16 protein-coding genes are annotated in these 13,264 nt (G+C 55.9%); 3 read left to right on the forward strand and 13 right to left on the reverse strand.

All coding sequences use genetic code 11. The annotated features are described in order from the left end of the window. From RCH93_RS07470 to RCH93_RS07530, 13 genes are all read right to left on the reverse strand, one after another. A partial coding sequence (locus RCH93_RS07470; protein WP_306547713.1) for a DUF2254 family protein occupies positions 1-257 on the reverse strand: 257 nt, incomplete at its 3' end. A gap of 71 nt (positions 258-328) precedes the next feature. Beyond that, the gene (locus RCH93_RS07475; protein WP_306547714.1) at positions 329-1,903 is read right to left on the reverse strand and encodes an alternate F1F0 ATPase, F1 subunit alpha; all 1,575 of its coding nucleotides are present in this window, start codon (positions 1,901-1,903) and stop codon (positions 329-331) included. Then, complete coding sequence (locus RCH93_RS07480; protein WP_306547715.1) at positions 1,900-2,721, reverse strand: F0F1 ATP synthase subunit B; 822 nt, start codon at positions 2,719-2,721, stop codon at positions 1,900-1,902. The genes RCH93_RS07475 and RCH93_RS07480 overlap by 4 nt, the downstream gene beginning before the upstream one ends. 4 nt (positions 2,722-2,725) lie before the next feature. Next, entirely contained in the window at positions 2,726-3,010 is a 285-nt protein-coding gene (locus RCH93_RS07485) for a F0F1 ATP synthase subunit C (protein ID WP_306547717.1), read from the reverse strand. A 27-nt stretch (positions 3,011-3,037) separates the two neighbouring features. Next, entirely contained in the window at positions 3,038-3,739 is a 702-nt protein-coding gene (locus RCH93_RS07490; protein WP_306547718.1) for a F0F1 ATP synthase subunit A, read from the reverse strand. Continuing rightward, a complete protein-coding gene (locus tag RCH93_RS07495) occupies positions 3,723-4,049 on the reverse strand; it encodes an ATP synthase subunit I (RefSeq protein WP_306547719.1) in 327 nt (108 codons plus the stop codon). Before RCH93_RS07495 ends, RCH93_RS07490 begins: the two co-directional genes overlap by 17 nt. Continuing rightward, a complete protein-coding gene (locus tag RCH93_RS07500) occupies positions 4,042-4,377 on the reverse strand; it encodes an AtpZ/AtpI family protein (protein ID WP_306547720.1) in 336 nt (111 codons plus the stop codon). Before RCH93_RS07500 ends, RCH93_RS07495 begins: the two co-directional genes overlap by 8 nt. Then, positions 4,370-4,759 carry a F0F1 ATP synthase subunit epsilon gene (locus RCH93_RS07505; protein ID WP_306547721.1) on the reverse strand — a complete coding sequence of 130 codons (390 nt, stop codon included), beginning with the start codon at positions 4,757-4,759 and terminating at the stop codon, positions 4,370-4,372. The genes RCH93_RS07500 and RCH93_RS07505 overlap by 8 nt, the downstream gene beginning before the upstream one ends. Then, positions 4,749-6,248: a F0F1 ATP synthase subunit beta gene (gene atpD / locus RCH93_RS07510; protein ID WP_306547722.1), complete on the reverse strand. Its 1,500-nt coding sequence runs from the start codon at positions 6,246-6,248 to the stop codon at positions 4,749-4,751. The genes RCH93_RS07505 and atpD overlap by 11 nt, the downstream gene beginning before the upstream one ends. A 56-nt stretch (positions 6,249-6,304) precedes the next feature. Next, a complete protein-coding gene (locus RCH93_RS07515) occupies positions 6,305-7,165 on the reverse strand; it encodes an ADP-polyphosphate phosphotransferase (RefSeq protein WP_306547729.1) in 861 nt (286 codons plus the stop codon). A 340-nt stretch (positions 7,166-7,505) separates the two neighbouring features. After that, positions 7,506-9,527: a cytochrome c peroxidase gene (locus RCH93_RS07520; RefSeq protein ID WP_306547723.1), complete on the reverse strand. Its 2,022-nt coding sequence runs from the start codon at positions 9,525-9,527 to the stop codon at positions 7,506-7,508. A gap of 484 nt (positions 9,528-10,011) precedes the next feature. Continuing rightward, the gene (locus RCH93_RS07525) at positions 10,012-10,590 is read right to left on the reverse strand and encodes a hypothetical protein (protein WP_306547724.1); all 579 of its coding nucleotides are present in this window, start codon (positions 10,588-10,590) and stop codon (positions 10,012-10,014) included. A 573-nt stretch (positions 10,591-11,163) separates the two neighbouring features. Continuing rightward, complete coding sequence (locus tag RCH93_RS07530; RefSeq protein WP_306547725.1) at positions 11,164-11,337, reverse strand: hypothetical protein; 174 nt, start codon at positions 11,335-11,337, stop codon at positions 11,164-11,166. 865 nt (positions 11,338-12,202) lie between these two features. Between RCH93_RS07530 and RCH93_RS07535 the strand changes: the two genes are divergently transcribed. The 3 genes from RCH93_RS07535 to RCH93_RS07540 all read left to right on the forward strand — a co-directional run bounded on the left by RCH93_RS07535 (position 12,203) and on the right by RCH93_RS07540 (position 13,055). Further along, positions 12,203-12,358: a DUF3096 domain-containing protein gene (locus tag RCH93_RS07535; protein ID WP_306547726.1), complete on the forward strand. Its 156-nt coding sequence runs from the start codon at positions 12,203-12,205 to the stop codon at positions 12,356-12,358. Between the two features lie 108 nt (positions 12,359-12,466). Further along, on the forward strand, positions 12,467-12,625 hold the full coding sequence (locus RCH93_RS17900) for a DUF3309 family protein (RefSeq protein ID WP_373693270.1): 159 nt from the start codon (positions 12,467-12,469) through the stop codon (positions 12,623-12,625). A 13-nt stretch (positions 12,626-12,638) separates the two neighbouring features. Next, positions 12,639-13,055, forward strand: a complete 417-nt coding sequence (locus RCH93_RS07540; protein WP_306547727.1) for a BON domain-containing protein — start codon at positions 12,639-12,641, stop codon at positions 13,053-13,055. Positions 13,056-13,264: the final 209 nt, after the last annotated feature.

Raw genomic sequence — 13,264 nt, forward strand, 5'->3', positions numbered from 1 at the left:
AGGGCCACGAGGGTGATGGAGAACACCACCCCCGCCACTGTAATCATCGAGCTGGCGACAGCGGTGAGCAGGCTGCGCGCTCCAGCCGCACCGGCGCCGAAGAACAGCGGCCAACGCTCGACCATATGCAGGTCGACGGTCGCATCAATGGTTATCAGCACGGTAGCGAGTAGAACAGCGTCCAACACCATCATGGCGGGGATGAACCAGAAACTCGACCGTTTTTCCTGCCACCAGTGGCGTAGTCTCGTGAGCATTCTTGTATTCTCCTCCCTTATGGCGTTAGTTCGTTCCTTCTTCTCAGAGGCAGACGCGGCAGAGGCATCGCTTATGTCTCTTCCTTCAGTGGCTCGTTCTTGGCCGGGGAGCTTGATTCGAGCGTGAACTCCTTGAGCGCCTGCCGGGCAAGATCGAGAATGACGGCGCGATCCTCTTCGTTCAATTTTCCGGCGGTATCCAAGCGCGTGCGAACTTCCATCGGAATGTCCGCTGCCGACTCCTGCACGGCGCTCTCGGCCTGTTGCATCCGCTCAAGCGGCACATCATCAAAGAGTTCGGCAATTAAGGCGAGCAATACGGCGATTTGCGCGGGCACGGAGACAGGGCTTGATTCCGGTTGCTTCAGGCAGGAGCGAATTCTCCGCCCGTGTTCAATAATTGTACGGGTGTCGGCATCCAGGCGGGCTCCGAACCGCGAAAAGGTCTCAAGCTCCTCAAACTGCGCATAGGCCAGCTTGAGATCGCCCGCCACCACCCGATATGCGGCCCGTTGCGCTTTGCCGCCAACGCGCGAAACCGATTTGCCGACATCGACCGCCGGCATCACGCCCAATTCAAACAGCGCCGGAGAGAGGTAAATCTGCCCATCGGTGATGGAAATCAAGTTGGTCGGGATATAGGCGGAGATGTCTTGCGCCTCGGTTTCAATGATGGGCAAAGCCGTGAGCGAGCCGCCGCCGCGTTCCGGGCTCAAATGGGTGGCCCGTTCGAGCAGCCGCGAGTGAATATAGAAAATGTCGCCCGGAAAGGCTTCCCGCCCAGGCGGACGGTGCAGCAACAAAGAGAGTTCACGGTAGGCGCGGGCGTGGTGGGTGAGGTCGTCATACACAATCAACACGTCTTGCCCCGCTTCCATGAAATACTCAGCGATGCTGGTGGCGGCGTAGGGGGCAATGTAGGCAAGACCCGGTGGATCATTGCCCTCGGTGACGACCACAACGGTGTACTCCATGGCGCCCTTTTCCTGCAAGGTCGCCACGGTCTTGGCCACGGTGGACGCACGCTGGCCGATGGCGCAATACACACAGCGCACCTGCTGGTCGCGCTGATTCAGAATGGCGTCAATGGCAATCGCGGTTTTGCCGGTCTGACGGTCGCCGAGAATCAGCTCGCGCTGACCGCGGCCCACGGGAATGAGCGCGTCGACAACTTTGAGACCGGTCTGGAGGGGAGCGGTGACGGGCGCACGATCCATGATGGCCGCCGCAGGCCGTTCCACAGGCAGGCGATGGCTGGCGATCACTGGCCCCTTGCCGTCAAGGGGGCGTCCCAGGGGGTCGACAATGCGGCCCAGCAGCCCATCGCCCACGCCAACGTCCATGACCCGACCGGTCCGCTGCACTTCATCACCGGCCTGCAGGCGCCAATACTCGCCAAGCAGGACCACGCCAATTTCATCTGCGTCCACGTTAAACGCAATCCCCAGAACATCGCCGGGAAACGTCACCAATTCATCAAAGCCCACCCCGGGGAGGCCAGACACCTTGGCGACGCCGGTGGCCACACTGGTGATTGTTCCCACCTCCCTTGGCGCCAGTTGCGGTGTAAACGCCGCCCGCGCTTGGCCTATCACGGCAAAGGCGCTGTCGAGCACGTTCTCAAGGGTGTCAGGTTCCCTGTTCATGGGCGCTGGGCCTCAACCTGGGAGTGTTCATGCTGCGTGGTCTCTTTTGTTTCGGGCCCGGCCTTGTCTTTCAGCAGTTCGTCGACGCCCTGTTCCAGCGAAAGCAGATAATCCGCAATGCTCCACGCCACCTTGTGCCCATTGGTTGCGAGTTCAATGCCGCAGATCAGATCAGGCGCGGTTTCGAACTGGACGCGAGTTTCCGCCGAAAAAATTGCATTGATCGCTTGGCGCATCGTTTCCTGTTGCTCCGCAGGCAGGGCAAAGGCGCTGCGAATGATCAAGGCGTCGGCATTTTTCTCAAGCGCCTCGGTAAAACCTTGTTTGGTCTTGCCGTCCATCCCTCGCAATCGTTGCAGGAGCACCGCCACCAGAGGTTCTTCCAGACTGGTGGCAGCAAGATCCGCCAGCGCCTTTCGGGTGATGGCAAAAACCTCCTCCCGAGTCCGGCGACGAATGGCTTGCTGCAGATCACGGGCCTCGGTTCTCAACGTCTCCTGCCGTTTTGAACTCAAGGCTTCGGCCGCCTGTCGCGCCTCGTCAAGCAGTCGCTGACGTTCAGCCTGGGCCTCGACGGTCGCTTTGCGCAACAGATCATCGCGTTGCTGATCAATTGCCTCATTTTTCTGCTGGAATACGTCGCGCTCCTTTTGGGCTTCGGCCTTTTTCGCGTCGGCATCGGCCAGCTCTGCGGCAATCCGTTGTTCCCGCGCATCGATGGCATGGAGGATGGGCTTATACAAAAAGCGCTTCAGCAACCATACCAGAACGAGAAAGTTGAGCGTCTGGGCGCCGACAGTGAACCAATCGATAAGCATAGGTTTACTTCCCTGGGGTTTGGGCGATGACGTAGTTCCAAAAGGGGTTGGCAAAAAGGAGAATCATCGAGACCACGAAACAATAGATGGCAGTGGACTCGATCATAGCCAGACCCACGAACAAGGTCCGGGTTATTGTGGCGGAGGCGTCGGGTTGCTGAGCCAGGGACGTCAGCGCCGTCGCAACCGCCCTGCCTTCCGCCAATGCCGGGCCCAAACAACCAAAACTGGTGGTGATGCCGGCGATGACAATGGACGCCACCGCGATAATCGTCATGTTGTCGTACATAGGAACTCCTTGTGTGGTCGTTGTTCTTTACTCTTTTCCTTGCGCCTCGGGTTCAGGCGAAGGCTGACGGACTCGCGTGGCGGCGGCGATGTACACCGCGGCCAGGATACTGAAGATATAGGCCTGCACCATGCCGGTCAGCAAGCCCAACACGGTCATGACAATGGGAAAGAGGAAGGGCGTGATGGTCAGCAGAATTGCGATAATCATCGCCCCGCTCATCATATTGCCAAAGAGTCGGATCGCCAGGGCCAGTGTGCGTGAAATTTCGCTGATAATGTTAAACGGCAGCATGATGACCGTCGGTTCAGCGTAGGATTTGAGATAGCCGCCTAAGCCTTGTTCCTCAATGCCGAAAAACGGTACGGCTACGAAGACGCAGAGCGCAAGAGCGACAGTCGTCGAAAGCGATCCGGTCGGCGGTTCGTAACCGGGAATGATCGTGCAGAGGCTGGCAGCGGCGACAAACAGAAAGAGCGTGCCCAGAAAGCCGAGATATTGTCGGGGCTGATTGAGGCCCACCTCTTTGATTTGTTGCTCAATGCCGGTGACGACGATTTCCACAAGATTTTGCCAATGGGAACGCTGCAGCCCTCTGGAAAGTCGGCGCGTGATCAGATACGACCCGACTGCCAGCGCCAGCATCAGGCCCCAGGTGTACACAATAGTGGCATTGAGCTTGAAAAATCCGTGCTGCCAGAAAATGATTTGATCAGGACTGAGACGCATGGTCGACCTCTTTACCGGAAATGCGCGGGCTGGGAACCGGTGCTGCCGTTAACCGCACAACGATAAAACGTGCGAGAACAAAACCCAGGCAACAGGCGAGCAACCTCTGCCAGTGACCGCTGCCGACAAAGTAAAATCCGGCCAGGGTCGTGCTCGTTCGCAACAACAGGCTGCCGAACAACCAAAACGCCGGCCGTTGGGACGAAACCGCCTTGCGAACCGTCCACCACAGGCCACCAAAAAACAGCGCCCCCAAGGTGCATCCTGCGGTTGCAGCCAGCGCCAGGGGCAACATCAACGTTTCATTCATCAGCCTTCTCCTGCTCTTCCCGCATCGCCTTTTCTTCCTTGGCCACCCAGTGCCAGGCGTTCAAACAGCCCACTATGAGGCCGGCCACCAATAAGGCCAAGGTCCAGGCATGCTTGCCCGGATGGAATTTATCCAACCAGAGCCCGAGGGCTGCACCGAGCAGCGTCGGCACAACCACCGACCAGCCGACAAGCCCCATCATGCCGAGGCCGGACCAGACCCCCGGTGTGGGATTCCGCCGTGCCTTGAGTTTACGCTCCGCCTTGAGGCCGACCTCCTCACTGAACGAAATCCGGCCTTTGCTGTCCTTGTGTTCCGGTTCACTCATGCTGAAACTCCGCCAAGCGACGAATTAACCCGCTTTCCAGTTTCGTCGTCACCGAGCGAACGTTCTGCTCCCGTTCGTCCAGGGTCAGAAACTCCGCCTCCACCTTCTCCCGTAACTGCCCGAGATCCGTGCCGCCGACGGCATTGCGTACCGAGACGACCACATCCAATCCGGTTTTGACCAACACCCCTTGGTCCACAGCCACGCACACTTCACCTTCCGCTTCGGTTTCGAAAATCAGAATGCCGGGAACAAGAGCTGCGACGCAGTCCAGACGATGCGGCAACAGGCCAAACGAGCCTTCCCGCGTCTCCGCAACAATGCGAGAAACGCTACTTTTTTCAGCAAAAATCTGGAAAGGGAGAAGCACCTTAAGTTGCATGCGTGTTGGCTGCATGTTCGACCTCTGGTTCTTGTTTCGGTGGCGAATTCGTCGGCTGTGGTTTAGGTTTGGCCTCGCGCTTGGCGGCAGGCGTGTCCGGCCGGGCTTTTTTCTTCGCCTCGGCAATTGCTCCGATCATGTAGAGCGCCCGTTCCGGAGAATCCTTGTATTCATCATTGAGGATGCGCTCACAGCCGTCGAGGGCGTCATCGAGGCTGACGATCTTTCCTTTGAGACCGGTGAACTGCTCGGTGGTAAAAAAAGGTTGGGTGAGAAAACGCTCCAGGCGGCGGGCGCGGGTGACCACATTGCGGTCCTCGGGCGAGAGCTGTTCAAGGCCGAGCATGGCAATGATGTCCTTGAGTTCAGCATACTGCGCAAGTGTCCGGCGAATTTCCTGCGCCAGGCCGTAATGCCGCTGACCGACAATGCTCGGTGTGGCCATCTTGGAACTGGACTGGAGCAGATCGATAGCCGGAAAGAGCCCTTCGCTTGCCCGTTTACGCGAAAGGACAATCGATGCTGAGAGGTGGGAAAAGGTGTGAACCGCGGCCGGGTCGGTCAAGTCGTCCGCCGGCACATACACCGCCTGGATGGAGGTAATGGCGCCGGCGTCGGTGTTGGCGATGCGTTCCTCCAGCCCGGAAAGCTCGGTGCCCATGGTGGGCTGATAGCCCAGGCGCGACGGCATCTGCCCCATCAGCCCCGACACCTCCATGCCGGCTTGGATGAAACGGAAAATATTGTCGATCAGCAACAGCACGTCGCGATGCTCGTCATCCCGGAAATATTCGGCCATGGTCAACGCCGCATGGCCGATGCGAAAGCGGCTGCCGGGAGGTTCGTTCATCTGGCCAAACAGCATGACCATGTTCGGCAGCACGCCGGCTTCCTTCATTTCACGGTACAACTCCTCGCCTTCACGACATCGTTCGCCAATGCCGCAAAAAATACTGATTCCTTTCTGGCGGCCGATCATGTTGTGAATCATTTCGGTGAGCAAGACCGTTTTGCCCACTCCTGCTCCACCGAACAGGCCGGCTTTGCCGCCTCGTTCCAGGGGCAGCAGCACATCGATGGCCTTGATCCCGGTTGCAAAAATTTCCGATCTGGCGGAACGCCGCGCCAAGGGTGGTGGGGTTCGATGGACTGAGCGCCATTCGACGTCAGTGGGTTTCTCCAGACGATCGATGGCATTGCCGAACACGTCGAACATGCGGGAAAGGGTTCCTTTGCCGACCGGGGCCATAAGCGGCCCGCCGGTGTCTTGCACCCTCATGCCGCGGGCGAGTCCCTGGGTGGCGGTTAAAGCGATGCCGCGAACGCAATGGGCGTCGAGTTGGGCAAGCACTTCAATGGCGATTTTCCCCTCTTGCGCGTGCAGCAAGGAGTGGATGGGCGGCAAATGCGTTGCAAAATGGACATCCACGACACTGCCCCGAATCAGGGTCACCGTCCCGAGGTTGGTGGAACTGGCGTTGTCTGTCATTTGGTTCTTCAATTGCGTCGCTCACACAGGGCATAAAATGAGGGTACAGCATATAATCAGCTGAGAATTTTACGAATAGCTTGCAACTCGTCGCGGCGCGTCTTATCCGCTTCCGGATATTGCATCTTCAAATCTTGAAGAGTGTCGACAATGATCTGGGAAATAATCAGCCGCGCATTCTCTTTGTGGTCGGCGGGAACAACATGCCAAGGCGCATGCAGGGTGCTTGTCGCGTTGAGGCAAGCCTCGTAGGCTTCCATGTAGGCCGGCCAGTATTCCCTCTCTTGCAAATCTGCATTGCTGAATTTCCAATTTTTGTCCGGATTGTCAATGCGCTCAAGAAATCGCTTTCGCTGTTCTTCCTTCGAGAGATGGAGAAAGAATTTTACGATCCGGACGCCGTTGCGGTGGAGATGGGCCTCAAAATCCACAATGGAACGATACCGCTGCTTCCAGATGGTCTTTTCGTCAAGTTGCTCATCCGGAAGCCCCTGACTCATGAGAATCTCCGGATGCACGCGAACGATGAGCACTTTCTCGTAATAGGACCGATTGAAAATGCCGATTCGGCCCCGTTCCGGCAAACAAGTGGTTGTGCGCCAGAGAAAGTCATGCTCCAATTCGCTTACGCTCGGATGTTTAAAGCTGAAAACCTGGCAACCTTGTGGATTGACGCCGGACATGACATGCCGAATGGCGCCGTCCTTGCCGGCAGCATCCATCGCTTGAAATATGAGCAGTACCGAATAGCGATTGGAAGCATAGAGGAGGCGTTGCAGATCCTCCAATTGTTCAACCTGCTTTTTAAGGAGTTTCTTATATTGCTTCTGTGATGTACACAGAGGCTCGACAATCGTCGGGCACTGCTTGAGATGTATCTTTTCTCCGGGCCGCACACGAAATTCATCTTGAGTCATTTTCACTTTCGCCCCTTTTGTTTTGCATCAATGCACACGCCTGTTTGCTTCTGCGCTGCCTTCGTTCATTATTCCTCCATGCGCCTTGGCAAGCAATTTGCGGATCTATTTACGATTCTTGCCCAATCGCCTTTAAGCTTTAACCTTGTGTTCACATTATCTGTGCCAAATAAGTTTTGCATGGCTTGGGATCACCGTATGCCGCCACATCGACGGCAGAGGCAGAGGGATGCTTGAATCTTTGCGCCCGTGCACGCATTAGTGTGGAGTTTATCCTCTTGCTGTCCGCTCCCGGCGCAATCGACCATGCATGCCCTCTGCCTCGCGCTTCCCGTCGTGCTTATTTCTTGTTCTGCGCCGCTTTTATTGGCTGAAACGGCCCATACTGATGTTGCTCTTGGGAAAAATCATCGGCATAGGGCGGATACGGGCAGTCTACCGCTTTTTTCGCAAGTTTTGGATAGTCCTTCTCCAGGCCGCTCATCTGCGGCCGTTCCTTGGAACTGAGATACGCGGCGACGTCATAGGCGGCTTCATTGGCGATAGCCGGACGATTCCACGGCGTTCCCAACGGCATGTTGCTGTAAATAAATGCAGCGGTGGTCAGCATTCGGTTCATTCCCGCGCCGTTGTTATAGCTGGCGGCGCCCCAGAGCGCCGGAGCGACATGGTTGCCCGACTTTCCGGCCGACATGGATTGATAGCCGCCCCCGTCCTCGCCGTGGCAGGACATGCAGAACTGGCTATACGCCTCCCTCCCTTTATTCACATCAGCCTTGCGGTTCGGGCCTTCGTATTTGGGTGTTCCCAGGCCGTACACATCCTTGGGCATATCTTTCGACAACCAGTTCATATAAGCGACCATGGCCTTCATTTCCCTACTGTCCACAGCCAACGCCTTGCCGTTCAGGCTGCGCTCGAAACAGCCGTTAATCCGCTCCTCAAGTCCCTGCACCTTGTCTTCCCGACCACGGTATTGGGGATACGCCTGGCTCACGCCCATCCACGGCAGGCCAAACTGCTTGGTGCCGTTATCCATGTGGCAGCTCGTGCAGTTCAGCGAGTTTCCTGAAAAGCGCATTTTCTCCTCCTTCGCGCCCAGGCCAAGTTGCACATAGGTATCGGATAAAAGCAGGGCGCCGTAACGAATGAGATCACCGGACTCTCCCTGGGGGATATCCTCCATCTGCGGCGGCGTCCAAGCGGCTGAAGACTTTGCCGCATCTACTGGCGTAACTGGCGCTGCTGGCTCTACTGGCGGCGCTGTGGTGCGCTCGGCATCGGCCAGGGTGGTCAAAAAACGGAGGATGGCGTTGATGTCTGCGTCTTGCAGCTTCTTGTCCAGTTGCAGGTACCCCATCTGATCCACTGCCTCGGCCAAGTTGCCCGCCTCGCCGTCATGAAAATACGGGGCGGTCATGGTGACGTTGCGCAAGATGGGAACCTTGAACACAAATTTGTCGCTCTCAAGCTTGGTGACTTTAACGCGTCCAAGATCCGAGTCGTTGTTGTACGCATGGAACACGCCCATTTTCTGGAAGGTCATCCCGCCCAAGTTGGGGCCGCTATGGCACTGCACGCAGCCGACATTGACAAAGGTCCGCATGCCTTCCATTTCCTGTCCGGTGAGCGCTTGCTTGTCCCCCTCCATGAACCGGTCGAAACGGCCCCGACTGATCAGGGTTCGTTCAAAGGCGGCAATCGCCTTGGCAAAATTGTCGAACGTCACCGGGTCATTGTCGCCAGGAAAGGCCTTTTTGAAATCTGCAGGATACTCTTGTATGCCGTTCAGCCGTTCGACCACCGCAGCCCCATTGGGCATGCCCATTTCAATAGGGTTGAGCGGCGGCCCCTGGGCCTGTTGCTCCAGCGTGGCTGCGCGGCCGTCCCAGAACTGGGCAATCTGAAACCCGGCATTCAAGGTTGTTGGATCGTTGCGGTCGCCAAATTTTCCTTCCGCGCCTTTGCCTGTTTTGCGATTGTCCGCGCCTGCGCCTTTGTTGTCGATGGGATGGCACGAGTTGCAGGATTGGGTTTTGTTGATCGAAACGCCTTGCTCGAAATACAGCTTTTTCCCCAGCGCAATCATGGCGGGAGTGTCCCGCTCGCTCCCGGGCATGGTGGCGGGCAGTTTGCCAAAGAGCGCCTGCGCCTGCATCAAAAGGACGCCGTCCGGGGTTTCGGGCGAGGGGTTGACGCTTACGTGGGAAGGCTCCGCCTCTTGGGTCCTGGCTGCATTTGCGCGTGCCGCCGTCGTGGATTCAGCCGAAGCCTGAGAAATCAGATTGCCCCCTAGATCGGAGGAAACCAGTACACTCAGCCCCGTTGCCAATACAACAACTGCTCGTAGCTTCTTTTGCATAGCCAATACTCCTTGATGGGTGGTTGAGGATTTGCTGGCGCAGCTCCATTTGAGCCGAAGCTGTCGGTTCTCGCCGCCAGCGCCTAAAAATTCGAGCTGTGCTTTCAGTTGCGTTGCCTTTGGAACGCATTATTTCCGTTACTCGCCAAACCTGCCTAAGCCAGGCCTTAGCCAACTGCGTTAGCGCCGCGTAACCCAGCACGATGACGGCCCAAAAGAGCCAGGAGCGCGGAGGCGGAGGCACAAAGCCAAACGCGCCTGCCAGTGGTGAAAATCAACGGCCAACTCGCCCGGCTTTCAATAAACGGGATTTTGTTGGTGCGAAGGACAGGGATGATCAGGGGCTGGGTGAAGAGCGACTCCACGAACCAGCCGGCGTACAACAGGGCCGGACGGCGCCGTCAGTCAAGTCAAGCCGCGTTTTTGGGGACATGGCGGCGGCTAGGGTTTTCATTGGCTTTTCCATGCACGCCTCAGCTTGGTTCTATTCCTTGAAATAATCGCGCACTTTTGCTGCGATCTGGCGATCCGTCATCTTGTCGGCAGGTTCCACCGCAACAATGGTTTCGCCGAGCTTGGCGTTTTCAAGATGCCGTTTCAGCTCTCCCTTGGCCTCGCCGGGACCAAAAATCAGGAGGGATTCGGCGCTGCGAAAGGCCGTTGTCACCTCCGCATAATATTGGTCGAGCTGGCCCGCAAACTTGCGTTCCCGGCTATCGTCGGCCTTGACCAGCTGCGCTTCGTAGGGCGCCGTTGGATTGTTGCCCTCACTCCGCCCCGGATGTTTTTCGATATTGGATGTAATCTCCAAAGTCTCTTCACCTTGGGAGGAGAGCAACACGATGACGGCCTTGCGATGATCGATCCATACCCCTGCCTTGATTTTCATAGACGGAACCTCCTGTCTTTTTTGTTGTGTTGGCGTGTCTTGCAATGCTCGCTTGCCCAAAAAATGGCGCGTTGCGAACAAGTCTTTAGACAATGTGCATCCAGAAGAAGCGGCCAGCTCTGCGTTGCGCCAGCAATCAACCTTGGCGCCGAGAAAAACGCAGGCGTCAATCATGCGCGCACAGTGCCCGATGTTTCTGTCTCATCGCACTATTTAACGACGCTTCCTCTCTCAACACCCCTTATCTTCGTTCATCCGGCCTATCGTTCCTGGGCCGGTCATATCTGTCGTCTCGGTCGTGGCGATCATCACCCCGGTCATGGCCTGGAGGGTAGCCCCAGAAACAGCCGCCAAGGGATGCCAGCGTTGCCATCAAGACGATCAACAGTATGATTTTTTTCATTTTTATCTCCTCTAGAGTTCTTTGTTCTCTTTATCCAAAACGAATTGCCGCTCCGGCCTACAAACTGCCCACCTGAACGTTGTTCGCACCTGGATCGCGTGCTCCCGGCGGTTGGCCAGCGTCGTCGCCGCAGAGACCGGGGTTTTCTTTGGCGAGTTGGCAGGGTTGATCGGATTGATCAGGTTCAACAACTCCCAAATCCGCCGGGATTCCCTGCGGGATTGTTACTGCGCGCCACGATGGCGTTCCGACCCAACTCGCTGTTCGCACGACCAAACCATTGGACGTAAAAATGCATGACCGCCTTTCTTGCACGGCCATGCTTTCAGCGCACTCGTTCAGCTTCAAAGCTTTCGGGTGCGTTTTTTATCTGGCGCTGCTTGGCCAGCATACGCCTCATTGGTGATGTTCACCGAAGATACATCCGGTGAAGGCTCCTGCAGCTCCGCCGACCACGGATGCGCCGCCAGCGCCACTCGCGCGAAGCCGCTCAGAGTTGTTTGCTGCGTGCGGTTCATTCCTGAACAACCGGACGAACAGTGGAGGTGCATTGAGATCCGCCCTCATTGCAGAGGGTTGCAATCAGTTGTTCATTGGCAAGAGTTGCCTCATTTTGATGAGGAAAGTGCAATTCCCGGTCCTTGACCTCAATGCATTCCAAATTTTGCAACAAATTGAATATTTTCAATTTATTATGCAACACAAAAACTCTCACCAAAGAGATCCTGAGCCAAATACACCGTTGCGCGCAACTTAATAGTAGCGCCAACTTCAATTGGCGCCGCTACACTATACGCCCCTGGCACAACCACGCTTTCAAGGAACATCCTGACAATGCCTGTCCTGCACGAATCCAGACAACCCCATTGCTGAATCGCCCCCGAAGCTGGCCGACCAAAATTCGTCGATCAAACGGATGCGCAGCAAGGTTGCAACTGAAGCCGTCATCAGGCAAACCCGGGAGAAACCACAGCACATCTCGCCGGAATATCCATAAATAATGCGAACTGCAACAACTGACGGCCAGCGTCCCGGCCTCTCGACACTCGGCACGTTGAAACCATGATTCCATGTTCATTCCGCGTGCCGCCCACAGGCACAATCCTCACCGCCTAATAACAATCCTGCAACCCTGCGACACCAAGGTCAACAACGCAACGATTGCGTTGACCGCAACACATCCTGGCTGCCCCAATCCCCCTTGGAAACGACAGACTTACAATCAACCACCTGTAATAGCATGACAATTGAATCTTTAGCGGTTCGCCTCTTTTCGGGCATTGGACTTGCCTTACTAGAAGCAGAGAAGCAGTGAGCATGCGGCGTAAGCAAAGTCGACTTTCAGTTGAACACGAACGAGTTGTCCCAAACCAGGAGGCATCCATGAACGTCAATCTCGCCAACATTGCCTTGCAGCCGATATTTTCCATCCTCATAGGCATATTGATTCTGCTTGTACCGAGGTTCTTAAATTATTTCGTGGCAGTGTATTTGATTGTCATCGGTATTTTGGGGTTGATGCATTCGGTGCGTGTCTAACCTCCTTATATCGAGGCGAACAACATTGATGCATGCAACGAAAATCAAGGGCGTCAGATCTGTAACAAATGACTCGCAGTATAACCTTTAATCAACGAGGGACTGAATATGTCACTGGGCACAATATTACTCATCGTTCTGATACTGATTTTGTTGGGAGTCATTCCATCATGGCCCCATAGCCGATCATGGGGCTACGCGCCTGGCGGCACGGTTGGGCTCATCTTAATTATTTTAATCGTCCTGATGTTACTGGGAAAAATTTAACTGGAGAGAGAAATTGAAAATAAACGCGTCTTATAAAAGTATTCTGGCTGTCGTGGTCATGGCGTCTGTTCTTGGATTGACCGCATGCAAGCAAGACGGGCCGGCTGAGAAGGCCGGGCAAAAGGTGGATCAGGCGGTTGAGCAAACCAGTAAAAAGGTGGATCAAGCAACTGATCAGGCAGGCAATAAAATTGAAAAAGCCGTGGAATCTATGGATGACGCGGCCATCACCGCCAGGGTGAAGGCAGAAATATTGGCAGACCCGGTACTCAAGTCTTCCCAGGTCACCGTGACGACCAAAGGGGGCGTTGTGCGGTTGAGCGGCATTGTTGATTCCAATCAAAGCATCGATAGGGCGCTGGAAATTACCCGTGGCATCAAAAATGTACAGGCTACCGAAAATAACCTGGTGGTGAAAAGCGCCAAATAAGGCCTGACCTTTTCGGCGCTGCTGCAGTTGCACTGCTGCCGCTTCAGGACCTGGTCTCCCCTTTCAAGGGTGGCCAGGTCCTGCAAAGGGGTAATTCCAATTCTAATTCAAAAGTGAACTCATGATCCACGGCCACGCGACGATGGAATGGACTCTTGGTGTATCACATTCCATTGTCCGTAACGAGTCCTCGAGGTGGTCTTCAAGGG

The organism is Desulfobulbus sp. (assembly GCF_030824455.1).
Taxonomy (GTDB): domain Bacteria; phylum Desulfobacterota; class Desulfobulbia; order Desulfobulbales; family Desulfobulbaceae; genus Desulfobulbus.

What these genes read in the sequence shown, in the direction of transcription:
- RCH93_RS07475 (WP_306547714.1), bottom strand. Translation starts at nt 1,903, where the DNA reads ATGAACAGGGAACCTGACACCCTTGAGAACGTGCTCGACAGCGCCTTT.
- RCH93_RS07480 (WP_306547715.1), bottom strand. Translation starts at nt 2,721, where the DNA reads ATGCTTATCGATTGGTTCACTGTCGGCGCCCAGACGCTCAACTTTCTC.
- RCH93_RS07485 (WP_306547717.1), bottom strand. Translation starts at nt 3,010, where the DNA reads ATGTACGACAACATGACGATTATCGCGGTGGCGTCCATTGTCATCGCC.
- RCH93_RS07490 (WP_306547718.1), bottom strand. Translation starts at nt 3,739, where the DNA reads ATGCGTCTCAGTCCTGATCAAATCATTTTCTGGCAGCACGGATTTTTC.
- RCH93_RS07495 (WP_306547719.1), bottom strand. Translation starts at nt 4,049, where the DNA reads ATGAATGAAACGTTGATGTTGCCCCTGGCGCTGGCTGCAACCGCAGGA.
- RCH93_RS07500 (WP_306547720.1), bottom strand. Translation starts at nt 4,377, where the DNA reads ATGAGTGAACCGGAACACAAGGACAGCAAAGGCCGGATTTCGTTCAGT.
- RCH93_RS07505 (WP_306547721.1), bottom strand. Translation starts at nt 4,759, where the DNA reads ATGCAACTTAAGGTGCTTCTCCCTTTCCAGATTTTTGCTGAAAAAAGT.
- atpD (WP_306547722.1), bottom strand. Translation starts at nt 6,248, where the DNA reads ATGACAGACAACGCCAGTTCCACCAACCTCGGGACGGTGACCCTGATT.
- RCH93_RS07515 (WP_306547729.1), bottom strand. Translation starts at nt 7,165, where the DNA reads ATGACTCAAGATGAATTTCGTGTGCGGCCCGGAGAAAAGATACATCTC.
- RCH93_RS07520 (WP_306547723.1), bottom strand. Translation starts at nt 9,527, where the DNA reads ATGCAAAAGAAGCTACGAGCAGTTGTTGTATTGGCAACGGGGCTGAGT.
- RCH93_RS07525 (WP_306547724.1), bottom strand. Translation starts at nt 10,590, where the DNA reads ATGATTGACGCCTGCGTTTTTCTCGGCGCCAAGGTTGATTGCTGGCGC.
- RCH93_RS07530 (WP_306547725.1), bottom strand. Translation starts at nt 11,337, where the DNA reads ATGAACCGCACGCAGCAAACAACTCTGAGCGGCTTCGCGCGAGTGGCG.
- RCH93_RS07535 (WP_306547726.1), top strand. Translation starts at nt 12,203, where the DNA reads ATGAACGTCAATCTCGCCAACATTGCCTTGCAGCCGATATTTTCCATC.
- RCH93_RS17900 (WP_373693270.1), top strand. Translation starts at nt 12,467, where the DNA reads ATGTCACTGGGCACAATATTACTCATCGTTCTGATACTGATTTTGTTG.